Source organism: Sphingopyxis sp. Soil_C_28 (genome assembly GCF_057657055.1).
Genome location: NZ_JBDGJE010000002.1, coordinates 934,648 through 958,549, shown reverse-complemented (window position 1 = coordinate 958,549; position 23,902 = coordinate 934,648). Strand labels below are relative to the sequence as shown.

21 protein-coding genes and 1 tRNA gene are annotated in these 23,902 nt (G+C 64.6%); 7 read left to right on the top strand and 15 right to left on the bottom strand.

Annotated features, from left to right (window positions below; all coding sequences use genetic code 11):
• Window positions 1–13 precede the first annotated feature (13 nt).
• Both AC3A43_RS12910 and AC3A43_RS12905 read right to left on the bottom strand, forming a co-directional pair.
• The gene (locus AC3A43_RS12910) at window positions 14–1,213 is read right to left on the bottom strand and encodes an exo-beta-N-acetylmuramidase NamZ family protein (RefSeq protein ID WP_487793051.1); all 1,200 of its coding nucleotides are present in this window, start codon (window positions 1,211–1,213) and stop codon (window positions 14–16) included.
• A 2-nt stretch (window positions 1,214–1,215) separates the two neighbouring features.
• Window positions 1,216–1,764, bottom strand: a complete 549-nt coding sequence (locus AC3A43_RS12905; RefSeq protein WP_487792933.1) for a DOMON-like domain-containing protein — start codon at window positions 1,762–1,764, stop codon at window positions 1,216–1,218.
• 41 nt (window positions 1,765–1,805) lie between these two features.
• Between AC3A43_RS12905 and tyrS the strand changes: the two genes are divergently transcribed.
• Window positions 1,806–3,032 (top strand): tyrosine--tRNA ligase, encoded by a 1,227-nt coding sequence (gene tyrS, locus AC3A43_RS12900; protein ID WP_487792932.1) that lies wholly within the window; start codon window positions 1,806–1,808, stop codon window positions 3,030–3,032.
• Window positions 3,033–3,106: 74 nt separating this feature from the next.
• Window positions 3,107–3,448, top strand: a complete 342-nt coding sequence (locus AC3A43_RS12895) for a PilZ domain-containing protein (protein ID WP_487792931.1) — start codon at window positions 3,107–3,109, stop codon at window positions 3,446–3,448.
• Here AC3A43_RS12895 and recG read toward each other — a convergent pair.
• Window positions 3,445–5,511, bottom strand: coding sequence for an ATP-dependent DNA helicase RecG (gene recG / locus AC3A43_RS12890; RefSeq protein WP_487792930.1), 2,067 nt, complete (start codon window positions 5,509–5,511; stop codon window positions 3,445–3,447). The two genes, AC3A43_RS12895 and recG, sit on opposite strands and share 4 nt — an antisense overlap.
• A gap of 159 nt (window positions 5,512–5,670) precedes the next feature.
• Here recG and AC3A43_RS12885 point away from each other — a divergent pair, with 159 nt between their 5' ends.
• Window positions 5,671–5,931 (top strand): succinate dehydrogenase assembly factor 2, encoded by a 261-nt coding sequence (locus AC3A43_RS12885; RefSeq protein WP_487792929.1) that lies wholly within the window; start codon window positions 5,671–5,673, stop codon window positions 5,929–5,931.
• Window positions 5,928–9,422: a transcription-repair coupling factor gene (gene mfd / locus AC3A43_RS12880; RefSeq protein WP_487792928.1), complete on the top strand. Its 3,495-nt coding sequence runs from the start codon at window positions 5,928–5,930 to the stop codon at window positions 9,420–9,422. The genes AC3A43_RS12885 and mfd overlap by 4 nt, the downstream gene beginning before the upstream one ends.
• Here mfd and AC3A43_RS12875 read toward each other — a convergent pair.
• Entirely contained in the window at window positions 9,419–10,618 is a 1,200-nt protein-coding gene (locus tag AC3A43_RS12875) for a GGDEF domain-containing phosphodiesterase (protein ID WP_487792927.1), read from the bottom strand. The two genes, mfd and AC3A43_RS12875, sit on opposite strands and share 4 nt — an antisense overlap.
• 54 nt (window positions 10,619–10,672) lie before the next feature.
• On the opposite strand from AC3A43_RS12875, the gene moaA reads away from it, so the two are divergent.
• The 3 genes from moaA to AC3A43_RS12860 all read left to right on the top strand — a co-directional run bounded on the left by moaA (window position 10,673) and on the right by AC3A43_RS12860 (window position 12,665).
• Window positions 10,673–11,695: a GTP 3',8-cyclase MoaA gene (gene moaA / locus AC3A43_RS12870; RefSeq protein ID WP_487792926.1), complete on the top strand. Its 1,023-nt coding sequence runs from the start codon at window positions 10,673–10,675 to the stop codon at window positions 11,693–11,695.
• A 43-nt stretch (window positions 11,696–11,738) separates the two neighbouring features.
• Window positions 11,739–12,509 carry an NAD kinase gene (locus AC3A43_RS12865; RefSeq protein ID WP_487792925.1) on the top strand — a complete coding sequence of 257 codons (771 nt, stop codon included), beginning with the start codon at window positions 11,739–11,741 and terminating at the stop codon, window positions 12,507–12,509.
• Between the two features lie 81 nt (window positions 12,510–12,590).
• Window positions 12,591–12,665: transfer RNA gene (locus tag AC3A43_RS12860), tRNA-Asn, on the top strand.
• A gap of 416 nt (window positions 12,666–13,081) precedes the next feature.
• Here the strand turns inward: AC3A43_RS12860 and hemA are convergent.
• The 11 genes from hemA to ccoN form a co-directional block, all read right to left on the bottom strand.
• The gene (hemA, locus tag AC3A43_RS12855) at window positions 13,082–14,296 is read right to left on the bottom strand and encodes a 5-aminolevulinate synthase (RefSeq protein WP_487792924.1); all 1,215 of its coding nucleotides are present in this window, start codon (window positions 14,294–14,296) and stop codon (window positions 13,082–13,084) included.
• A 133-nt stretch (window positions 14,297–14,429) separates the two neighbouring features.
• Window positions 14,430–15,779: an oxygen-independent coproporphyrinogen III oxidase gene (gene hemN, locus AC3A43_RS12850; protein ID WP_487792923.1), complete on the bottom strand. Its 1,350-nt coding sequence runs from the start codon at window positions 15,777–15,779 to the stop codon at window positions 14,430–14,432.
• Between the two features lie 59 nt (window positions 15,780–15,838).
• Window positions 15,839–16,069 (bottom strand): hypothetical protein, encoded by a 231-nt coding sequence (locus tag AC3A43_RS12845; protein ID WP_487792922.1) that lies wholly within the window; start codon window positions 16,067–16,069, stop codon window positions 15,839–15,841.
• Window positions 16,066–16,221, bottom strand: coding sequence for a cbb3-type cytochrome oxidase assembly protein CcoS (gene ccoS / locus AC3A43_RS12840; RefSeq protein WP_487792921.1), 156 nt, complete (start codon window positions 16,219–16,221; stop codon window positions 16,066–16,068). Before ccoS ends, AC3A43_RS12845 begins: the two co-directional genes overlap by 4 nt.
• Window positions 16,218–18,161: a copper-translocating P-type ATPase gene (locus tag AC3A43_RS12835; RefSeq protein WP_487793050.1), complete on the bottom strand. Its 1,944-nt coding sequence runs from the start codon at window positions 18,159–18,161 to the stop codon at window positions 16,218–16,220. Before AC3A43_RS12835 ends, ccoS begins: the two co-directional genes overlap by 4 nt.
• Window positions 18,162–18,325: 164 nt before the next feature.
• A complete protein-coding gene (locus tag AC3A43_RS12830; RefSeq protein WP_487792920.1) occupies window positions 18,326–18,796 on the bottom strand; it encodes a FixH family protein in 471 nt (156 codons plus the stop codon).
• Complete coding sequence (ccoG, locus tag AC3A43_RS12825; RefSeq protein ID WP_487792919.1) at window positions 18,793–20,250, bottom strand: cytochrome c oxidase accessory protein CcoG; 1,458 nt, start codon at window positions 20,248–20,250, stop codon at window positions 18,793–18,795. Before ccoG ends, AC3A43_RS12830 begins: the two co-directional genes overlap by 4 nt.
• Window positions 20,237–21,163 (bottom strand): cytochrome-c oxidase, cbb3-type subunit III, encoded by a 927-nt coding sequence (gene ccoP / locus AC3A43_RS12820; protein WP_487792918.1) that lies wholly within the window; start codon window positions 21,161–21,163, stop codon window positions 20,237–20,239. Before ccoP ends, ccoG begins: the two co-directional genes overlap by 14 nt.
• Window positions 21,156–21,314 carry a cbb3-type cytochrome c oxidase subunit 3 gene (locus AC3A43_RS12815; protein WP_487792917.1) on the bottom strand — a complete coding sequence of 53 codons (159 nt, stop codon included), beginning with the start codon at window positions 21,312–21,314 and terminating at the stop codon, window positions 21,156–21,158. Before AC3A43_RS12815 ends, ccoP begins: the two co-directional genes overlap by 8 nt.
• Complete coding sequence (gene ccoO / locus AC3A43_RS12810) at window positions 21,311–22,093, bottom strand: cytochrome-c oxidase, cbb3-type subunit II (protein ID WP_487792916.1); 783 nt, start codon at window positions 22,091–22,093, stop codon at window positions 21,311–21,313. The genes AC3A43_RS12815 and ccoO overlap by 4 nt, the downstream gene beginning before the upstream one ends.
• 11 nt (window positions 22,094–22,104) lie before the next feature.
• Window positions 22,105–23,763: a cytochrome-c oxidase, cbb3-type subunit I gene (gene ccoN / locus AC3A43_RS12805; protein WP_487792915.1), complete on the bottom strand. Its 1,659-nt coding sequence runs from the start codon at window positions 23,761–23,763 to the stop codon at window positions 22,105–22,107.
• Between the last annotated feature and the right edge of the window lie 139 nt (window positions 23,764–23,902).

The window sequence follows — 23,902 nt, the reverse complement described above, 5'->3', positions numbered from 1 at the left end:
TCTTTCCCCCTCGTCAGTATATGAACAAATCGGCAATCTCTTCGCGCCACGCCGCCTCGTCGGGCAGTGCCAGCGCATCGAGATCGCCCGCATCCGCACCCGCATCGTCGACCCATAAGCGCAGGCCCGGCCCGCCATTGATCACATCGATCGCGAGCACATCGTCGGTATATTCATATTTGAAATCCTTGCCGCGCCAGATCGGATAGTCGGGATAAAGGCTGCGGATCGCCTTAAAGCCCAGCGCCTGCACGCGCCACGGCTGGAACGCGTCGTCGTCATACCACGGCCCGTCCGCATGGATATGCACGCCGCTGCTCAGCTGGCCGACATGCTTGTGAAAGGTCGGCTGGAACCAGATATCGCGCAGCTTGCATCCGCCGAGCCATTGCGGCGCGAGACGCTGCATCTCGGCGATCACCGCCTTGGCGTCTATATCGGGCGCACCGAAGATTTCGAGCGGACGCGTCGTGCCCCGGCCCTCGCTCAAGGTCGCACCCTCGACCATCACGGTGCCGGCATAGGCGCGCGCCATATTGACGTTCGCGGCATTGGGACTGGGGTTGATCCAAACGCGGTCGGTGGGCCATCCGAAGCCCGGGCCTTTCGGGTCCCAGCCTTCCATTTCGACCACGCGATAATCGACGTCGAGATTGAAATGGCGGATGAACCAGTGCCCGATCTCGCCCATCGTCAGCCCGTGACGCATCACCATCGGCCCTGCGCCGACGAAGCTCTCCCAGCCGGGCTGAAGCAATGTACCCTCGACGGGTCGTCCCGCCGGGTTCGGTCGATCGAGCACCCACACCGCCTTGCCATGCGCGGCGGCGGCTTCGAGGACGTAGAGCAACGTCGTCACATAGGTGTAGATGCGGCAGCCCAGGTCCTGCAGATCGACGAGGATCACATCGAAGGTGTGCATCGACTGGCCGCTCGGACGGCGCACTTCGCCATAGAGGCTGAACACCGGCATGCCATAGACCGGATCTGTGAAGTCGGGCGACTCCATCATATTGTCCTGAAGGTCACCGCGCACCCCGTGCTGCGGCCCGAACACCGCGGTGATATCGAGCCCCGCCGCAACGAGCGCATCGACGCTGTGGATCAGGTCGGCAGTGACCGAGGCGGGATGCGCGAGCAGCGCGACGCGCTTGCCTTCGAGCGGTTTGCGAAGCACCGGATCGGCGAGCAGGCGGTCTATGCCGAAGAGAATAGTCATGCCGCGTCGGGTGCCCCAAGCGTGAGTGCAAAGCAATCGGGATGATGGAAGTCGGGCTTGCCGGGCGGGTGCGCCAGCGCCCAATAGCTTTTGGTGCCGTCAAGTTCCTCGATCACCGCCGACAGCGCAAGCTTCGCGCCATTGTCGGGAAAAATGCCCGGCTCGACGCGCAGCGCATAGCGTTGCTCGCCCTTTTCCGCCGCCATTTCCCATGGCGCAAGATCGTCGGTGCGGAGCAGCGAGCGATAATCGTCGAACTGGTAACAGGCCCAGCGGCCATCGGGGCCATAGTTGAACTCGGTATAATCGGGCTCGCCTTCCTCGGTCAGGAAAGCCTCGAAGCAGGTGCTTTCCCACAGGCCGTCGGTCGCGCTGTCGGCGATGACGAGTTCGCCCTGTCCGTCGGGCAGCACCAGCGCAGCGATCGCGCCGTCGACGATGAAGCGCAGCGCGAAGCCGTCCTCGAACGACAGGCTAACCTCGACCGCGACCACGCGAACGGCCTTGCCCGGCGTCGCCGGATGACAGATCAGCTCTTTGCGCATGCTATCCAAATATCAAACCCCATGCTAAGCGCCCGCCCGCTATGACGAACTATAAATCCGACCTGCTGCGCCTGCTCGATGAGCGAGGCTATATCCATCAGACGACCGACGCGGAAGGGCTCGATGCGCTTGCCGTGAAACAGGTCGTCCCGGGATATATCGGCTTCGACGCGACCGCGCCCAGCCTGCACGTCGGCAGCCTTGTCCAGATCATGATGCTGCGCCGCCTGCAACAGACGGGGCACAAGCCTGTCGTACTGATGGGCGGCGGGACGACGCGGATCGGCGATCCGACCGGGCGTGACGAGAGCCGCAAGATGCTGTCGGACGAGGTGATCGCCGCGAACATTGCGTCGATCTTCAGCATCTTCCAGCAATATTTGACCTTCGGCGACGGGCCGACCGATGCGGTGATGGTGAACAACCACGACTGGCTCGGCCAGCTCGGCTATATCGAGCTGCTGCAGGAAGTCGGCACGCATTTCACGATCAACCGCATGATGACCTTCGACTCGGTCAAGCTGCGGCTCGAGCGCGAACAGCCGATGACCTTCCTCGAATTCAACTATATGATCCTCCAGGGCTACGACTTCCGCCATCTGTCGAAGGACATGGATGTCCGTCTGCAAATGGGCGGATCGGACCAGTGGGGCAATATCGTCAACGGCATGGAACTGGGTCGCCGCATGGACGGCGCCGATCTCTATGGTCTCACGACTCCGTTGCTGACCACCGCCGCGGGCGCCAAAATGGGCAAAACCGCCGCGGGCGCCGTGTGGCTTAATCCCGAACAACTGTCCCATTTTGACTATTGGCAATATTGGCGCAACTGCGACGACCGCGACGTCGGCAAGTTCCTGAAGCTGTTCACCGACCTGCCGCTCGAAGAGATCGCACGCCTCGAAGCACTCGAGGGCGCGGAGATCAACGAGGCCAAGAAAATCCTCGCGAACGAAGCGACAACGATGTGCCGCGGCGCGGACGCCGCGCGCACGGCTTCGGACACCGCCACGCAAACCTTTGAAAAGGGACAGGTTGGCGGCGACCTTCCGCAGGCCGCCGCGCCCGCCGAAGGCATCAGCGTCGTCGATGCGCTGCGCGAACTGGGCTTCGCCGCGTCGAACAAGGAGGCGCGCCGGAAGCTCGACGAGGGCGCGGTGAAGGTCGATGGCATCGTCATTCGCGACCCGCAGCATCTGATCATGCCCGGCGCCGACCCCGTTCCGCTGAGCCTTGGATCAAAAAAACATGGCCTCGTGACCCGCTAGGGCGCAGGGAAGCGTTTACGACTTCTTCAGCAATCGGGTGGATCGTCATGGCCAAATCAACAAGGTCCACAAAAATGCGCAAGATCGACACCAGCAAAGCCCATTATGTCGGGCTCGACCAGCGGATCGCTCCGCGTAGCGACGTCTATTGCCGCCTGCCCTTCGTCATGCCCGACGGACGGCAGGAAATGTGCACCTGCGTCAACATCAGCGCCGACGGTATGCTGATGCGATTCGAACGCGGGCTGGAGATCGGCGATCTCGTCGTGTTCCGTATGCCGATCATCGGCCGCACCTCGGCCAAGGTCGTCTGGTCGCTCGGCGGCAAGACCGGCGTGCAGTTCGACAAGTCGATCTCGGTCGAAGATTATCTGCCGATGATCCGCGCCATGGGTGCCAGAGGCGACGTAAACTAACCGCTTCGCAGGAGCGGGACCGCCGCATCGCGTTCGAACAGGTACAGGCAGAGACGCACGGCTTCGGCCCGCGCCCCTTCCATCGCGCCGTCGCGCTCGACGAATAGCCGTGCGTCGTCGTGCGCGACCGGCAGCAGCCGCACGAGCTGTTCGGGGGTCGCGAGCCGATAATCGGCGTCGCCCGATTGTTTAAGCCCGAGCAACTCGCCGCCGCCGCGCAGTTCGAGATCCTTTTCAGCGATCACGAAGCCGTCGTTGGTTTCACGCATCAAAGCGAGCCGCTCGCGCGCGGTTTCAGAAAGATTCTGCGAGCGCAGTAGCAGACAGACCGACTTGGCTGTCCCGCGCCCGACGCGGCCGCGCAGCTGGTGGAGCTGCGCGAGCCCGAAGCGGTCGGCATGTTCGACGATCATCAGGCTGGCAGCGGGCACATCGACCCCGACCTCGATCACCGTCGTCGCGACCAATACGCCGATCTCGCCCGCCTGGAAGCGCGCCATGACGTCATCCTTCTCGGGACCCTTCATCCGCCCATGGACGAGCCCGACGCGATGCTCGCCGAGCCGGGCGCGAAGCAATGCGGCGCGCTCCTCGGCCGCCGCGAGTTCGCTGATCTCGCTTTCGGCGACGAGCGGGCATACCCAATAGGCCTGCGCTCCGTTCGCGAGATGGCGGTCTAGCCCGTCGACGACCTCGTCGAGACGATCGACCGAGACGACGCGCGTGTCGATCGGGGTGCGCCCCGGGGGCATCTCGTCGATCTGCGACACGTCCATCTCGCCGTGATTGGCGAGTTGCAGCGTGCGCGGGATCGGGGTCGCGGTCATCACCAGCAGGTGCGGAGGGCGCGCCGCCTTTTGCGTGAGCATCAAGCGTTGCGCGACGCCGAACCGATGCTGTTCGTCGACGACGACGAGCGCGAGATCCTTGTAGGTCACCGCTTGCTGGAAAATGGCGTGAGTGCCGACGAGAATGTCGATGCTGCCGTCGGCAAGCCCCATCAGCGTCGATTCGCGTATCTTGCCCTTGTCGCGCCCGGTGAGGATCGCGAGGTTCATGGGCAAACCCGCGAGCATTCGCTGCAAGGTCGCAAAATGCTGGCGCGCCAGAATCTCGGTCGGGGCGAGCAGCGCCGCCTGTGTCCCGGCTTCGACCGCCGCCAGCATCGCGCGGAGTGCGACGAGCGTCTTGCCCGACCCGACATCGCCCTGCAGCATGCGCAGCATCGGCGTGTCCTGCGCCATGTCGCCCGCAATTTCGCGCCCCACGCGCTCCTGCGCGCCGGTCAGCCCGAACGGCAGCTTCAGCGCCTCGGTCAACCGCCCGTCCCCGACGATCGCCCTGCCCTTGCGCGTGCGAAGGCCCTGGCGGATCAGCATCAACGCAACCTGGCTGGCGAAAATCTCGTCATAGGCGAGCCGGTCGCGCGCCGTTTCATCGCGCGGACTCGCATGCGCGCGCTCCATTGCTTCGCGCCACGCTGGCCAGTTCCGGGTCGCGAGCAATGGCGCGTCGATCCATTCGGTGAGTTCGGGGCGCCGTTCGAGCGCAACCTGCGCGAGCTGCGACAACCGGGCATTGGTGAGCCCTTCGGTCAGCGGGTAGACCGCCTCATGCTGGGCAATTCCCGCCTCGTCGCCCGGCTCGACGACCTGATCGGGGTGCACCATCTGGCGCATGTCGCCATAAAGATCGAGGCGGCCCGAAACCCGGCGCTTCTCACCCAGAGGAAAGAGCTTGCGGGCGAGACCCGACGTTCGCCCGAAATAGACGAGGCGGACATGATCGCCCGCATCGTCGAACGCCTCGACCCCGAAGGGCGCACGCGGGCTGCGGCCGGCGCGATAATCCTGTGCGGACAGTTCGACGATGATCGTCTGCCCCGCCTGCGCCTGATCGAGCCGCTCGACCGGGAATCGCGAGATCAGCCCGGTCGGCAAGTGGAACAGCACGTCGACGACGCGCTCCAGCCCCAGCCGCGTCAGCGGCTTGGCAAGCTGCGGCCCTACGCCTTTCAGGTCGGTGAGCGCGGCAAATAGCGGATTGAGTATCTCGGGTCGCATGGCCAGGCGTGTCTAGCCTCGTCTTTCCGTTCGTGTCGAGCGAAGTCGAGACACGCGGAAGGCCGGCCCGATGCCGATGGGCATCTCGACTTCGCTCGATGCAAACGGGTTGGGGAAACGGCGGTTGATACATCGCCTGACAAGGCTAAAAGGCCCGCCATGCAAGACCGCCTCAAACGCCTGAAATTCCGTGCCTGGCACCGCGGCACGCGCGAGGCCGACTATATGATCGGCGGCTTTTTCGACCGTTATTCAGCCGCGTGGAACGAAGAAGAGATCGCCTGGTATGAAATCGTCGTCGAGGAAGACGATGTCGACATCATGGCGTGGGCGCTCGGCACCGACGAGCCGCCCGCGCATCTCGACCGCCCCGAGATGATCGCCGCGATGCGCCGGCTGGATTATATCCCGCTGCCATGACGATGCCCGCCGCCGACATTTTTACCGCAATCGGATCGGCGTCGGCGCCGCTGACCCTCGCGCGCGCCGCCGACGGCTTTCTGCCGCTGCTGCTCGCCGATCTGGCACGCGCGAGCGACAAGCGCCTCGTCTATGTCGCGACCGACGATACCGCGATGCAGGCGATCGCCGATGCGGCACCCTTCTTTGCGCCCGATCTCACCGTCCATCGCTTTCCGGCGTGGGACTGCCTGCCCTATGATCGCGCCGGCCCGTCGATGCGCGTCAGCGCCGACCGGCTAGCGACGCTGTCGGCATTGCAGCTCGCGCCGAAGCGCGGCGAACTGGTCCTCACCACCGTCGCCGCGATCACCCAGCGCACGCTGACGCCCTTCCGCATCCGCCAGCTCGCGACGACGCTGGCGGCGGGGCAGCGGATCGATCGCGACACGCTCGCCGAGCTGCTTGTTTCGAACGGTTTCAGCCGCGTCGACACCGTTGCCGACCAGGGCGAGTTCGCGGTGCGCGGCGGCATCCTCGACCTGTTTCCTGCTGGCGAGGAAACGGGCTTGCGCGTCGATTTCTTTGGCGACGAGATCGAGAGCATCCGCCGCTTCGACCCCGCCGACCAGCGCAGCCTTGGCCCCGCCAAGGCGTTGCAGCTTCTTCCGGCATCGGAAACCTTGCTGGACGAAGCGACGATCAAGCGCTTCCGCTCGGCCTATCGCGACCTGTTTGGCGGGCAGTCAACGGGCGACCCGCTCTATCAGGCCGTCAGCGAAGGCCGGCGGCAGGCGGGCATGGACCATTGGTTGCCGCTGTTCGAAGAACGGCTGGCGACATTGTTCGACCATATCGATCCCGCTACCCCGGTCTTGCGCGGCCACCGCACCGAGGCGACGGCGGAAACGCGTTTTGCCGCGATCGCGGACTATCACGCGAACCGCGTCACCGCCGAACGCGAGTCGCCGGGCAGCTACCGCCCGCTCGCGCCTGAAACGCTTTACCTGACAGAAAGCGAATGGGTCGGAGCGACCAAAGAGCGCCCGATCCATATCGTCACGCCCTTCGATGTTCCGCCCTCCGCAACGGTCGTCGACCTCGAAACCTTCGCCGCGCGCGATTTCACCCCCGAACGCACTGCTGACCTCAACGTCTATGACAAGGTCGCCGACCATCTGTCAGACGAGCGCCGCAAAGGGCGGCGCACGATCATCGCCAGCTATTCGGGCGGCGCGCGCGAGCGCCTCTCCGGATTGCTCCGTGACCATGGCGTCACCGCGCTCGCGCCGGTCGAGAGCTGGCAAGAGGCGCTCGGCACCGCATCGGCCGAAAGTGGCGGCGCAACCGCTATGGTCGTGCTGCCGCTCGACCATGGCTTCGCTTCCGACGCGATCAGCCTGCTCACCGAACAGGATATATTGGGCGAACGCCTCGTCCGCCGCCAGAAGCGCCGCAAAAGCGCCGACGCCTTCCTCGCCGAACTTGCGACGCTCAGCGTCGGCGACTTCGTCGTCCACCTCGATCACGGCATCGGGCGCTACGAAGGGCTGACCCAGATCCCGGTCGGTAGCAGCCCGCACGATTGCGTCGCGCTGACCTACGCGGGCGGCGACAAGCTCTATGTGCCCGTCGAAAATCTCGACGTCCTGTCGCGCTACGGCGGCGAGAGCGACGGCGTGGCGCTCGACCGGCTCGGTGGTGAAGCATGGCAGCGCCGCAAGGCGCGGATGAAGGAACGCATCCGCGAGATCGCGGGCGAACTGCTCGCGACCGCGGCACAGCGCGCCCTGCGCTCGGGCGAACTGCTCGCGCAGGATGCCGCCTATCCCGCCTTCGCCGATCGCTTTCCCTATCAGGAAACCGACGATCAGGACCGCGCCATTGGCGATGTTCTCGCCGACATGGCGTCGGGCCGGCCGATGGACCGGCTCGTTTGCGGCGATGTCGGGTTCGGCAAGACCGAGGTGGCATTGCGCGCCGCCTTCGTCGCCGCGATGGCCGGGGTGCAGGTCGCGGTAGTCGTGCCGACGACGTTGCTAGCGCGCCAGCATTTCACCAATTTCTCGGAGCGCTTCAAAGGCTTCCCGGTGAACATCGGTCGCCTGTCGCGTCTCGTCCCCGCGGGCGAAGCGCAGAAAACCCGCGAGGGACTCGAAAGCGGCCATATCGATATCGTCGTCGGCACCCATGCGGTGATCGCGAAATCGGTCGAGTTCAAGAATCTCGGCCTCGTGATCGTCGACGAGGAGCAGCGTTTCGGCGTCGTCCACAAAGAGCGGCTGAAGCAGCTCAAGACCGACGTCCATGTGCTGACACTCACCGCGACGCCCATCCCGCGTACGCTGCAAATGGCGATGTCGGGTCTGCGCGAACTCAGCGTCATCCAGACCCCGCCGGTCGATCGGCTCGCGGTGCGGACCTATGTGGCGCCGTGGGATGCGGTAGTGCTACGCGAAGCCCTGCTGCGCGAACATGATCGCGGCGGGCAGAGCTTCTTCGTCGTGCCGCGAATCAAGGATCTGCCCGACATCGAGGAATTCCTGCGCAACCGCGTGCCCGAAATCAAATATGTCGTCGCGCACGGCCAGATGACCCCGACCGAGGTCGAGGACCGGATGAGCGCATTCTACGACCGCAAATATGATGTGCTGCTGTCGACGACGATCGTCGAAAGCGGGCTCGACATCCCCAGCGCCAATACGCTGATCATCCACCGCGCCGACCGCTTCGGTCTTGCGCAGCTGTACCAGCTGCGCGGACGCGTCGGGCGCGCCAAGACGCGCGCCTATGCCTATCTGACGACACCCGAGCATGGCGCGATCACCGACACCGCCGAAAAGCGGCTGAAGTTGCTCGGCGATCTCGACACATTGGGCGCGGGGTTCCAGCTTGCGAGCCACGATCTCGACATTCGCGGCGCAGGCAACCTCGTCGGCGACGAGCAGTCAGGGCATATTCGAGAAGTCGGGTTCGAACTCTATCAGTCGATGCTGGAGGAAGCGATTTTGGTCGCAAAAGCCGAAGGCGCCGGAAAACTGCCGCCGCGCGAAGCGCTGTCGCCGACGATCACCGTTGACGCGCCGATCCTGATTCCCGAGGATTATGTTCCCGACCTGCCGCTCCGCATGGCGCTCTATCGCCGCCTTAACGATGCCGAGGATCGTGCGGCGCTCGATGCATTTGCCGCCGAAATGATCGATCGTTTCGGCCCGCTGCCGCCCGAGACCGCGAACCTTGTCCAGCTGATGGAGATCAAGGCAAACGCGAAGCTGGCGGGGATCGCCAAGCTCGACGTCGGCACCAAGGGCGCGCTCATCAGCTTCCATGGCGACCAGTTCGCGAACGTCCCCGGGCTGATCGCCTATGTCGAGCGGCTGAAGGGTCGCGCGCGGCTTCGCCCCGACAACAAGCTGTCGATCAGCGGCGACTGGGTGAGCACCGGGGCGCGGCTCAACGGCGCGCTGCAGCTGTCGAAAGGGCTGGGCAAGCTGGCGCGGCAGGCAAACTAAACGGTCATCAGCGCCAGCAGCTGATCGGTCGGCACCGGACCCGACTTCAGGAACCCCTGCCAGGTCGCGACGCCCAGTTCGGACAATCGGGAGAGCTGGCGTTCATTCTCTATCCCCTCGGCGACGACCAGCAGACCGAGCGCGCGCGCAAGATCGACGATCGCGCGCACGACGATGCGGTCGCGGTCGCTGCCGTCGATCGTCCGGGTAAAACCGCTGTCGATCTTCAGATAATCGATCGGCAGGCGCGCGAGCAGCGACAGGCTGGAATAGCCGGTGCCGAAATCGTCGATCGCGACCGCAACCCCGAGCGCACGGATCTGCGCCAACTGATCGGCGGCGCTCGCCGGATCGCTCAGCATCGCCTGCTCGGTCAGCTCGAGCGTCAACCGGTCGGGGTCGATCCTCGCGGCCTTCGCCATATCTGCGAACCGCCCGGCAAATTCGGGATCGCCGAGATCGGCGGCGGTGATATTCAGCGAGACGCGCAACCTGGCCAGCGCCTTGGGCCAGGTCGCCATTTCGGAAAGCGCGACGCGATGTGCATGTTCAGTCAGCTCGCATTCCAGCCGCGCCGCGCGTGCGGCGGTGACCAGCGGCCCCGCACCGAGCAGCCCGAGTTCGGGATGCTGCCAGCGCAGCAACGCTTCCACTCCGGTCATTTCCCCGGTCGCGACATCATATTGCGGCTGGTAATGGATCACGACCTCGTTTTGCGACAGCGCGGCATGGACCATCACCCCGTCGCGCGCCGACGCGGGCCGCGCCAGCTGGTCGCCGGCGGCGCGAAGCTGTTCTGCGACTGATTCGTCGCGGGTGATCAGCGCCGCGGCGATGCGGATCGACAGACGGCCGTTCGGGTCACCGACGATCGGTTCGGCGAGCGCGACATGCAACGCGCGTTCCTGTGCACGGAGCGCGCCCAGCGACATCGGGGTCGATGGCACAATCAGGAAGCGCGGCCCATCGAGGCGGTCGACGCAAGACCCCTGACCGAATTCGTCGCTCGCGAAATTTTCGAGCCGGCGCCCGATCTCGTCGAGTACCGAATCGCCCGTCGCGGTTCCGGCGCTGTTGTTGATACGCGCCATCTGGTCGATCTGGACCAGGATGACGCCCGCATCGGCCTCGTGCTGCATGTGCAGGGCCTCGAGTTTGCGGACGCAGGCGGAAAGGGATTCGGACAGGCGATTCATGGCGGTCCCTCTATCAGGCTTTGCTTGCCAAGCGTGTCCCTTTTGCATCACAATATGCGCGTGGCTGCCACATTATCCCAACATGCCGGATCGACGGCGCCTTTGATCGACGGCATTGGCCGCCAGATCAGTTACTTACGCCTGTCGGTCACCGATCGCTGTGACCTGCGATGCCGTTATTGCATGGCCGAAGACATGAGCTTTCTGCCCAAATCAGCGGTACTCAGCATAGAGGAAATGGGCGAACTTGCGACCCGTTTCGTCGCACGCGGCATCCGGCGCATCAGGCTGACGGGCGGCGAGCCACTCGTACGGCGCGGGATCGACACGCTGGCGATGCATCTGGGCGCGATGATCGGCCGCGGCCTCGACGAACTCACGCTGACGACCAATGCGATGCGGCTGGCCGAACATGCGCCAATGCTCGCGGCGGCGGGCGTCCGCCGCATCAACGTCAGCCTCGATACGCTCGACGCCGCGACCTTTCGTCACATCACCCGCGTCGGCGATCTCAGCGTCGCGCTGCGTGGGATCGATGCCGCGCGCGCTGCGGGCCTCGCAATCAAGATCAATATGGTCGCGCTCTCGGGGCTCAACGAAGACCAGCTGCTGCCGATGCTCGATTATTGCGCGGCAAATGGTTGCGACCTAACGCTCATCGAGACGATGCCGCTGGGCGAAGTCGAGGGCGACCGCAGCGATCATTATATCCCCCTCCACCATTTCATCGCGCCGCTTCGCGAGAGCCGCGCCATCTATCCCGTCGACAAGCGTACCGGCGGCCCGGCGCGCTATTTCGCGGTCGAGGACAGCCCGGTGACCGTCGGGCTCATCACGCCGCTCAGCGACAATTTCTGCGCGACGTGCAATCGCATCCGCCTGACCGTCGAGGGCCGCGTCTATATGTGCCTGGGTCAGGACGACCATGTCGACCTGCGTGCCGCGCTGCGCGAGGGCGGCGATCTGGATAGCTTGATTGATGGCGCTTTGGCTGGCAAACCCCGCGCGCATGACTTTCATATCGAGGTAAAGTCCAAACCGGCGGTCGCGCGTCATATGAGTGCAACGGGCGGCTGACAGGCAGCCCCGATTTTTGAACGCACGGGGGAACCGGACCAATATGCATCGCAAGATCGCGCTTGTCGCATCGAACGCGCCCGCGGCCATGGAGGCGGAGGCCGAATTGCGCCCGCTTTACGATTTCGTCGATTTGAACGAAGCCGATCTCCTGATCGCGCTCGGCGGCGACGGATTCCTGCTCCATATGCTGCACCAGTTGCTCGACCAGCGCCGCAGCATGCCCGTTTTCGGGATGAACCGCGGTACGATCGGCTTTTTGATGAACGAGTTTCGCATCGAGGGACTGGTCGACCGACTGGCGGCGGCGCGTCCGTTCCTGATCCATCCGTTGTCGGGCGATATCACGACGATCAGCGGCGAGCGCCACATCCTGCCCGCGATCAACGAGATTTCGTTGCTGCGCGAAACGCGTCAGGCGGCAAAGCTCGAGGTGATCATCAACGAAAAGACGATGCTGGAAGAGCTGGCGTGCGACGGCGTGCTCGTATCGACCCCGGCCGGATCGACCGCGTATAATCTCAGCGCCAACGGGCCCATCCTGCCGCTCGAATCGGAAATGCTCGCGCTGACGCCGATCAGCCCCTTCCGTCCCCGTCGCTGGCGGGGTGCGTTGGTCCCCGAATCGACGAGCATCCGATTTAACGTCCGCGAGGCGGCGAAACGCCCGGTCAGCGCCGTTGCCGACCAGCGCGAGATCCGCGATGTGAAGACGGTATTGGTCACAACCGACCGCAGCCGGCCGCTGACTTTGCTATTCGATCCCGACCAAGGCCTCGACGAGCGCATCGCGATGGAACAATTTATCGTTTGAGGCTCGTATCGCGACAAAACCCCCTTGATAAATATGTTCGTTGGCGGCAAAGGGGCCGCCTTGTCCGCTTCGGCGGCGTGTTCCTCGGTAGCTCAGTGGTAGAGCAATCGACTGTTAATCGATCGGTCGTAGGTTCGAATCCTACCCGGGGAGCCATTTCTTTTCAGACGCACGAAAGCCTACGCCAAAGCACCTTGGCTTTGCACGGCATTCGCCAGACTTGGCGCCCCTACTCCGGGGCAGCGATGAAAAGAGCCAAAACTGTTATCGCAGAGTAAAATATCGTAGATCGCGCCGACACTGCAACGGGAAATCGCCTTCGCGTAGGCTGGCGTAGAAATACAAGCCACAGCGTTTCCAAGCGCACTTGCGGGTACAGCAGCGCAGCCCTGCGCGCTGTCCCATTACGCTGGCCTACCCTTGTGAACCATCAAAGCCCATGAACGACGATCTGTTTTGGCCGAAATCGGACGAGCAACTTCCGGCCAGGGTAGCAACGAAAGCAGAGGTCGCCATACCTGGCGCAGCAGCGAGGCACTTCCTTGGGGCAAGAGACAGGATAGCCCGGTTCATCAAGCGGCGATCGGCACGCGATATGGAAAGTACCAGGCGGCGAGCGCGGCCGTCAGCGCTTTCATTTCATCCTCGCCGTGCAGCGGGCCGGGCGTGAAGCGAAGCCGCTCGGTTCCGCGCGGCACCGTTGGATAGTTGATCGGCTGAACATAGGCGCCATGCTCGGTGAGCAGATGGTCGCTGAGAGCCTTGGCGTGGATGGGATCGCCGACAAGGAGAGGCACGATATGCGTGTCGCTCGACAGGATCGGCAACCCCGCGGCCCGAAAAAGTGACTTAAGCCGCTGAGCAGCGGCCCGCTGGCCCTCGCGTTCACACGTCGACGCTTTCAAGTGGCGCACGCTGGCGAGCGCGCCAGCGGCGAGGACAGGCGACAGAGAGGTCGTGAAGATGAATCCTGGTGCATAGCTGCGAATGCAGTCGATGACCGCGAGGTCCGCGGCGATATAACCGCCCATGACGCCGAAAGCCTTGGCGAGCGTGCCCTCGATCACGCTGACGCGGTGCGCCACTTCATCGCGCTCCGATATACCACCCCCGCGCGGGCCGTACATTCCGACGGCATGGACCTCGTCGAGATAGGTGAGAGCTTTATAGCGATCGGCCAGATCGCAGATCGCGGCGATCGGTGCGACATCGCCGTCCATCGAATAGACGCTCTCAAAGGCGATGAGCTTGGGCCGCGCGGGGTCGGTTTCGGCAAGCAGCGCCTCAAGATGCGCCAGATCATTGTGGCGGAAGATTTTCCGTTCGCATCCCGCGTTGCGAATGCCGGCAATCATGCTCGCGTGATTGAGCTCGTCCGAAAATATCACGCAGCCGGGCAGGAGCTTGCCGAGCGTCGCCAGTGTGGCGTCGTTCGACACATAGCCCGACGTAAAGAGGAGCGCGCTCTCCTTGCCATGGAGATCGGCAAGCTCGCGCTCGAGTTCGATATGATAATGAGTGTTGCCGCTGATATTGCGCGTGCCGCCCGAACCGGCGCCGACATCGGCGATCGCGGCCCTCATTGCCTCAAGTACCGCCGGGTGCTGCCCCATGCCGAGATAGTCGTTCGAGCACCAGACGGTGATCGGTCTTGCGTCACCGGCCGCATCGAAGCAGCGCGCGCCCGGATAGGCGCCGCGGTCGCGCAGGATGTCGACGAATACCCGATAGCGCCCCTCGTCGTGCAGGCGCGCGATCGCATCGCTGAAAATCTGGTCGTAGCGCATAGGCCTGCCCCCAAAGGTCGAAATAGCCGGGATACCGGGGCTCTATCTGTCAGGGCGCATCCGCTTCCCATTAGGAATAACACGTACAGGCCAGCCGGAGATTTCGCCGTTTAGCGGGCGATTGGTGTCATGCTCAGCTTGCTCTGCTATCTGCGCGGATGGATGCCATAGGCTCGAGGTCGTCGCGCATGATCGCGCCCCGATAGCGGTCGAATTGCGCCGCGACCAGCCGGGCATAGGGCAGGCCATCGTCCTCGACGACGAGCCTGTCATTGTCCCAGCGAAGGATATGCAGGCGCTCGAAGACCGCTAGCGCCGTCCGCGCAGGCCGTAGCCAGTCCGCCTCAAGACAAGCGGTTCCCTGGCACAGCAACTCCTTGATGAGCCGTCCGCGCTCGCGGTCATCGGCGTTGATTGCAGCGCCGCGAACGGCGGTCAGCTGACCGGCCGCGATGAGGTCGCGATATACGCCCGCGCGCTTTTCGTTCTGCACGATGAGATCGGGAAACCGGCTGATCGCACTGGCACCAATGCCGATCAGAACCGGGCTGTCGTCTTCGGTAAAGCCCTGGAAATTGCGGCTCACCCGCCCTTCGCGCGCGGCGTCGGCAAGCGGATCGGAAGGCAGCGCAAAATGATCGAATCCGACCGGGACATAACCAGCGTCGGTAAGGCGTTCGTAACCGTGCCACGCCTGCTCGAAGCGCATTTTATGATCGGGCAGATTGCTGGCATCGATCTGGCGCTGGCGCGGAATCATGTGCGGAAGATGCGCATAGCCGAAAAGCGATATCCGGCTCGGCGCGAGGCGGATCGTTTCTTCGAGCGTGTCATCGAGATCGGCGAGGGTCTGACCCGGCAGGCCGTACATCAGATCGAAATTGATGGCGTCGATATCGCGCAGCCGCAGCCCGGCAACGACGCGTTCGATATGCGACAGCGGCTGGATGCGTCCGATCGCCTGCTGGATGTGCGGCGCAAAAGTCTGCACCCCGAGGCTCACGCGGGTCACGCGGGCCGCAGCCAGCACAAGCGCCCATTCGGCGGAGAAGCCGCGCGGATCGAGCTCGATCGATATCTCGGGCCGATGCGCATCGAACAGGGTGAGCAACAGGTCGAGCAGGCGCACCAGCTCGACCGGTGCGATCGCGTTGGGGCTGCCGCCGCCGAATGCAATCCGGCAGACCCGCCCGCGGCCTCCGAGCCGCTTGGCGACAAGCGCAATCTCCGACTGGAGTGCCGCGAGATAGTCGGCGAGCCGATGCTTGCGTCCCGCCGCGCCGGTGTTGCAGCCGCAATACCAGCAGATCTGCTCGCAAAAGGGGATATGGACATAGAGCGAGATCGGGGTCGCGGCTTCGACCGAGTCGAGTGCCTGCCCATAGGCGTGGGCGCCGACGTCGTCGGCAAATTCCATCGCCGTCGGATAGCTGGTGTATCGCGGCACGGGCCGGACGAGCAGATCGGGATGATAGGACCACATGTGGCGAGGTTACGCGGCGCCGGCGGCGGCGACATTGACCGGGATCAAAGCCCGCCGCGTCAACAGCATCCCCGTTTGCCGGACAGCCTGTCTCGGCGGTCGGTCATGGCGTGACACGCTTTGGCGCAACTGCCGCCATCGTCGCGCGGCCGGGCGGGATCGGCAGGCAGGACGAGATGCTGCGCGCCGCCGCCGCATGCCCCGACGCGTATGACACGCGCGTCGGTGGCGAGCGGCGCGCCGGCGAGTCCCGCCGCCGCCATAATAGCCGCGATCCGGCGAGCGATCATGCGGGCCGATCCTCTTCATCCTCGACGAAGATCCGCAGCGCCGCGCCGTCGAGATCCTCGAACTGCCCCTGGCGCAATGACCAGAAGAAGGCGGTGAGCCCGAGCAGGCCGAGCCCGAGCGCGATCGGAATGAGCAGTATGAGGCCGTTCACCGGATCGCGCCTTTGAGGCGCAAGGCATTGCAGACGACGAGAAGCGACGAACCCGACATCGCGATCGCGGCGATCAACGGGGTGACGAGCCCAAGGAAGGCAAGCGGCACGGCGACAACATTATAGACGATCGCGAGCATGAAATTCTGCCGCACAATCGCCTGGGTTCGCCGCGCCATGCGCACCGTCTCGACCACGGGCATCAGCCGGTCGCCCAGAAATATGCAGTCGGCGGCATTCTTGCCGACATCGCTCGCCGAGCCCGGCGCCATCGAGGCATGACCCGCGGCGAGGGCCGGACCATCATTGAGCCCGTCGCCGAGCATCAACACCTTGTGCCCGAGAGCCGTCTGCCGTGCGATCGCATCGAGCTTGTCGTGCGGGCTCATGCCGGTCTGCGCGGTGAGGCCGAGCTCTCGCGCCACGGGCGCGACGGCTTCGGCGCGATCGCCCGACAGGATCATGGCCCCGATCCCGGCTGCGCGCAGCGTATCGACTGTGGCGCGCGCGTCGGGGCGCAGCTGGTCGGCAAAGCGGATCGTCGCCACCGCACGCCCGTCGACGGCGAGCTGGGTCGCGAGCGCATCGCCAAGCCCGGCGCCGACCGGCCGGCCGAGCGTCACCGTGCGGTCGGCCCAGCGGGCCTCGACGCCGAACCCCGGGGTTTCGCGGACCGAAGCGACCTCGGCGGGACGAACATCATAGGCTTGCAGCCCGCGGGTCAGTGCTTCGCTGAGCGGGTGACGGCTCGACTGGGCCAGCGCGAGGATCAGCGACTTGACCTCGATATCGAGCCGCCCGAGATCGAGCGCTTCGGGGCGACCAAGCGTCAGCGTGCCGGTCTTGTCGACGAGCGCGAGGTCGACCTCGGACAGGCGCTCTAGCGCCGAGCCATCCTTGATCAGCACCCCCTTGCGCATCAGGGCCCCGGCGGCGACGATTTGCGCGGCGGGGACGGCGAGGCCGAGCGCGCATGGGCAAGTGATGATCAGCACCGCCGCGGCGATGAGCAGGCTTTGATGCCAGCCGGCCCCCGCGATCATCCAGCCTGCAAAGGCAAGCAACGCAAGGCAATGGACGGCCGGTGCATAGAGGCGGGCCGCGCGGTCGGCGATCCGGACATAGCGCGACTTACCCTGTGCAGCCTCGCCCATCAGCCGCGCGATATCGGCGATCGCGGTGTCGGTGCCCGCTGCGGTGACGCGAACCTTGAGCGGCGCATCGAGGTTGAGGGTTCCGGCATGAACGACATCGCCTGGGCGAACCACCTGCGGCGCGCTTTCGCCGGTTAATAGCGACAGATCGATGCTGCTCGATCCGTTCGCGACGATGCCGTCAGCCGCAAGCCGCTCGCCGGCAGCGACGAGCATGACCATATCGGGCTCTAACGCAGTGGCGTCGACCCAGTGTGTCGAGCGTTCGTGCCGAAAGACCATCGCGCCGGTGCCCATGTTGCGAAGCAGCGCGGTGACGCCGCCGCGCGCGCGGTCACGCATCACGCTGTCGAGCCACCGACCGCAGAGCAGGAAGAAGAGCAGCATCACCGCGCCGTCGAAATAGGCATGGGCGCCGTGAGTCACCGTCTCGTAGAGGCTCATGACGCTGACGAGCAGCACGCCGAGGCTGATCGGCACGTCCATATTGGTGCGGCGATGGCGCAGCGCGCGCCAGGCCGAAAGGAAGAAGGGGCGTCCGGCATAAGCTACCGTCGGCAGCGCGATCATCGCGGACAGCCAGTGGAAGAGGTCACGCGTGGCGCCCATCGCTCCCGACCAGACCGACACCGAGAGCAGCATGATGTTCATCATCGCGAAGCCAGCGACCGCGACGGCGCGCAGAAGCGCGCGGCTCGTTTCCGCCTCGGCGTCGGCCTCTTCACCCGTTCCGATCGGGTGCGCCTCGAAACCGAGCGTCGTGAACGCGCCAAGAAGATCGGGCATGTCGGCGTCGGGCGTGCAGGAGAGATGCACCCGTTTTTCGGTAAAATTGACCCTCGCGGCGGCGATGCGTTTGTCGCGCACCAGTCCCTGCTCGAGCTTGGCGACGCAGCCGGCGCAGCGAATATCGGGAACCGCGAAATCGCGCTCGATCAGGACGGCGGCGCTCAAAGCACGTCCTTCCGGTAGCGCGCTTCGTCGGCGCCGTGCCGGACGATGAGGTCGAGCCGCCAGCGCCCCAACGCCAGCGGCTCGACCGAGCGCAGCACGCCGCCCGCCGCCGGCTCGAAATGGAGCGCGGCAGGCGCGGTGCGCCCAACCGGATGATTGACGGTCGCCGAGACGCGGAGATCGGCGAGCGGGAGATCGTTCTTCTTTATCGTCAACAGGACATGCCGCGCGGAATCCAGTGTGACGGTCTCGTTCCATCCCAACCGGTCCTGCGCGGCGGCCCGTTTCAACCATTTGTTATAATGCTGGCTCGCGACATAGCTGTTATCGACGACCGTTCCTCCGAACGTCGAGGAAGCGAGCCGCGCCATCGTGAAGTTGACGGTCATGACGACGCCAAAGAAGGCGACGAGGATCGCGGTCATGTGCCAGCCGGTAAAGGCCCTGGCGGCGGGGCGCTCGGTCATGGGACAGTCTCCGGTCGGTCGAACTGGATGGTTTCGGCGTCGCCGCGCGGATCGCCGTCGAGCGCCCGGGTCGCGATGGTGAAATCCTGGCGCGCCGGTCCGCCGGCGGGCGCGGCAACGAAGAGTTTGACGCGGGTGACGCTGTCGGGCGCAAGCGCCACCTCGATCCGCTGTCCCGCGGCCTTGCGCGACCCGGCTTCGGTCCACAAAGCGGCACCGCCGAGGCCGCTGACGGTTACCGCAACCCGGCGCGGCCGCGTCTCCATATTGCGAAGCTTCAGCGTATAAGTGTTGCGGATATGGCCATCGGAAAGCTGGACATAGAGCGGGCTGCGCTCGTGCTGAACGGCAAGATCGAGCCGCGTGCGCTGACCAAGCGAGAAGAGCATCGCCGCACCGATCGCGCTCCACACGCCAAGATAGATCAAAGTGCGCGGACGCATCAGCGTCTTGCGCACCGGCTGCGACTGGCCGCCGGCCTTTTCGACCGCCGCGTCGTCGAGCGTGCAATAATCGATCAATCCGCGCGGGCGGCCAACCTGCTTCATCACACCGTCGCAGGCGTCGATGCACAGCGCGCAGGTAATACAGCCGATCTGCGGCCCCTCGCGGATGTCGATCCCGGTCGGGCAGACCGCGACGCATTGGCTACAATCGACGCAATCGCCAAAGCCACCGGGTTGCGCGGCGGCCTTCTTGACGCTTCCGCGCGGCTCACCGCGCCAGTCCTTGTAGGTGACCAGCAGCGACTTTTCGTCCATCATCGCAGTCTGGATGCGCGGCCAGGGGCACATGTAGATGCACACCTGTTCGCGCATGAAGCCGCCGAGGATGAAGGTCGTCGCGGTGAGGACAGCGACGGTGCCATAGGCGACCGGTGCCGCCTGCCCCGCCCAAAAGTCGCGGGTCAGCGTCGGCGCGTCGGCGAAATACATGATCCACGCGCCGCCGGTCCAGAAAGCGACTCCCAGATAGATGGCATATTTGGCGCCCCGCTTCGCCAGCTTCTCGATCGTCCAGGAGCCATTAGCCAGCCGCATTTGTGCATTGCGGTCGCCGTCGATCAGCCGGTCGACATGCTGGAAGAGATCGGTCCAGACGGTCTGCGGGCAGGCATAGCCACACCAGGCACGGCCGACCGCGCTCGTGACGAGAAACAGCCCGATTCCCGCCATGATCAGCAGGCCCGCAACATAATAGAATTCGTGTGGCCAGATTTCGATCTGGAACATGTAGAAGCGCCGGTGAGCGAGATCGACGAGCACCGCCTGATCGGGCGCATAGGATCCGCGGTCCCAGCGAATCCAGGGCGTGCCATAATAGATGGCAAGCGTGACCCCCATGATGGCCCATTTCAGCCGGCGATAGAAGCCGTCGACCCGCTTGGGATAGACGCCCTTGCGCGCCTCGTAGAGCGAGAGCGGAGCGCCGGCGAGATCCTCAGGGCTGGCCATCGGCTCCCTGCCCTTTCGCTGCGGGTGCCGCAGGCACCTTCTCGCCGCCGCCTAGCGAATAGACATAGGTCGCGAGCATCTTGATGGTGACCGGATCGAGGCGCTCGCCCCAGCGCGGCATCACGCCGTTGCGCGGCTGGTTGATCGTCGCGGCGAGGCTGTCGCGGTCGCCGCCATAGAGCCAGATGGCATCGGTGAGTCTCGGCGCGCCCACCTGTCGCCCGCCCTCGCCGCCAGCGCCATGGCACACCGCGCAATTGGTTTCGAAAAGCACCGCGCCGCGCGCCGAGGAAGCGCTCGGCTTCTCCTGGCGGCTCAGCGTGCGGACAAAGCTGACCACATCGCCGATCTGCGCCGCGTCGAGAATTCCGTCGCGTCCGAATGCGGGCATCAGGCTGGTCCGCGTGTCCTTATGCCCCGGATTCCGGATGCCATGCGTGACCGTATATTCGATTGCAGCAAGATCGCCGCCCCACAGCCAGTCGTCGTCGGTCAGGCTCGGATAGAGCTTCTTGAGTCCTGCGCCGCCGGCGCCGTGGCACTGGATGCAATGAACGCGGAACGCCGCGCCGCCGCCCTGCACCGCAGCCTGCATCAGCGCGGGCTTGGCGGCCAGATCGGCGATATCGGTCGCGGCAATCGCGTTCACGATCGGCGCGCGGCGCTTGCTGTCGGCGGCGAGTTCCTGCTCGAGCTGCCCGCGGCTCGACCAGCCAAGGACGCCTTTCGTCGCGTCATCGATCATCGGCCATGCCGGGTAGAGGATGACGTAGCCGAGCGCCCAGACAATCGTCAGGTAAAAGGTCCACAGCCACCAGCGCGGCAAGGGCGTATTGAGCTCCTCGATGCCGTCCCATTCATGACCGACCGTGCTCGTGCCGGTCGCTTCGTCGATGCGTTTCTGCTCAACCATGCTCGTCGTCCTTGAAGATCATGTTCGCGGCTTCATCGTTGCGCGGGCGCGCGGCCTTGCGAAACGGCCAGGCCACGAGGCCGAGGAAGAGGACCGCCATGGCAAGCAGCCCCCAGCTGTCGGCGAAATGGCGGAGCGCGTCGTAGCTCATGGCGCTTTCGCCTGGGCAGGAGCCGTTTTTGCTTCGTGCGAACGTTCCTGCGGCCCCGCCTTGTCGACGTCGACGAGGGTGCCGAGCATCTGGAGATAGGCGACGAGCGCGTCCATCTCGGTAATGCGATCGGGATCGCCATCGAAGTCACGGACTTGGGCCTTGGGATAGCGCTTGGCGAGATCGCCAGCCCCCGCCTCGGGATTGGCCTGCGCCGCGATATCGTCGTTCGCCTTCGCGATGTCGGCCTTCGTGTAGGGCACGCCGACCCGGTACAGCGCGGTGAGGTCGTTTCGCATATCGCCGGTCTCAAGGTCGCGGTCGGCGAGGAAGGCGTAGGGCGGCATGATCGATTCGGGCACGACGCTCCTGGGATCGATCAGATGCGCGCGATGCCATTCGTCGGAGTAGCGCCCGCCGACGCGGGCGAGGTCGGGTCCGGTGCGCTTCGACCCCCATTGGAAGGGATGATCGTACATGCTCTCGGCCGCGAGGCTGTAATGGCCATAGCGTTCGACCTCATCACGGAACGGACGGATCATCTGGCTGTGGCAGGTATAGCAGCCCTCGCGCATATAGATGTTGCGCCCGGCAAGCTCGAGCGGGGTGTAGGGCCGCATGCCGTCGACCTTCTCGATCGTGTTGTCGATCCAGAAGAGCGGCGCGATCTCGACGATGCCGCCGATGGTGACCGCGACCAGCGCGAAGAGACCGAGCAGGCTGACGTTGCGCTCGAGAATCTTGTGGCTGAAGCCCTTTTCGGCGTTGTTCTTGGCCATGGATGGGCTCCTTATTCGGCGGGCGCGAGGGCGAGCGGGCGGTCGGCCGCCACATTGTGCGGAGTTTCGGTCATCGGCTTCTCGGCACGCACCTTGCCTGCGAGCGTCGCCCAGACATTGACGATCATGATGAGGAAGCCCGCAAGATACATCGCCCCGCCCGCAGCGCGGATCAGGTACATCGGATGCATCGCGGCAACGCTTTCGGCAAAGCTGTAGACGAGGTAGCCGTCGGCGCCGTACTCCCGCCACATCAGCCCCTGCATGATGCCGGCGACCCACATCGACGAGGCGTAGAAAACGATCCCCACGGTCGCGAGCCAGAAGTGCCAGTTCACCATCCGCAGGCTGTAGAGGCGCGGGCGGTTCCACAGGCGCGGCGCGAGATAATAGACGCAGGCGAAGGTGATCATGCCGTTCCACCCCAGCGCGCCCGAATGAACATGGCCGATCGTCCAGTCGGTATAATGCGACATGGAGTTGACCCATTTGATCGACATCATCGGGCCTTCGAAGGTGCTCATCCCATAGAAGGCGAGCGCCATCACCATCATGCGAATGATCGGGTCGGTGCGGATCTTGTCCCACGCGCCGTTGAGCGTCATCAGCCCGTTGATCATGCCGCCCCAGCTCGGCATCCAAAGCATGATCGAAAAGACCATACCCAGCGTCTGCGCCCAGTCGGGGAGCGCAGTGTAATGGAGGTGGTGCGGACCCGCCCAGATGTAGAGGAAGATCAGCGACCAGAAGTGGATGATCGACAGGCGATAGCTATAGACCGGGCGCTCGGCCTGCTTCGGCACGAAATAATACATCATCGCGAGGAAACCCGCGGTCAGGAAGAAGCCGACCGCGTTATGCCCATACCACCATTGCGTCAGCGCATCCTGGACGCCGGCGAAGGCGGCGTAGCTTTTCGAACCGAAAATGCTGGCGGGCATCGACAGATTGTTGACGATGTGGAGCATCGCGATAGTGATGATGAAGCTCAGGTAAAACCAGTTCGCGACATAGATGTGCGGCTCGCGGCGCTTCACGATCGTGCCGAGGAAGACAATGAGGTAGGCGACCCAGACGATGGTCAGCCAGAGATCGACATACCATTCGGGCTCGGCATATTCCTTCGCCTCGGTGACCCCCATCAGGTAGCCGGTCGCCGCCAGAACGATGAATAGCTGGTATCCCCAGAAGACGAAGCGCGCGAGCGTCGGGAAGGCGAGCCGCGCGCGGCAGGTGCGCTGCACGACGTAATAGCTGGTCGCGATCAGCGCGTTGCCGCCGAAAGCGAAAATCACCGCCGAGGTGTGGAGCGGCCTGATGCGCCCGAAAGTCGTATATTCCAGATTGAGGTTGAGCGCCGGAAAGGCAAGCTGGAGCGCGATGAAGAGGCCTGCCGCCATGCCGGCAAGGCCCCAGAAAAGCGTGGCAATAACGCCCCAGCGAATCGGGTCGTCGTCATAAACGCCCTGATCGGCCGGCATCTTCAATATCCCGCGCGCGATCGCCTCATAATCGGCGCGCGACACGGTCGCCCAGAGCATCAGCAGAGCGGCGAGCGCGACGATGATCATATGGACGGCGAAGGGCGCATCGACCGCGACCGCCGCCATCACCAGCGCGAGCAGGGCCAGGCCGAGCCAGCCCCCCGCCTTTGCTACCAGAGTGTCCATAACGCTTGCCCCTGTCATCGCGCGGCTTCGCTGCCGCATAGTTCGAGACCGCTCTTGGCCGCGCGGCGGGGCAAAAACATTGACCAGGATCAACGAATAGATTGCGCGGCATCAATGCCCGGCGGCCGCGCCGGGTGCA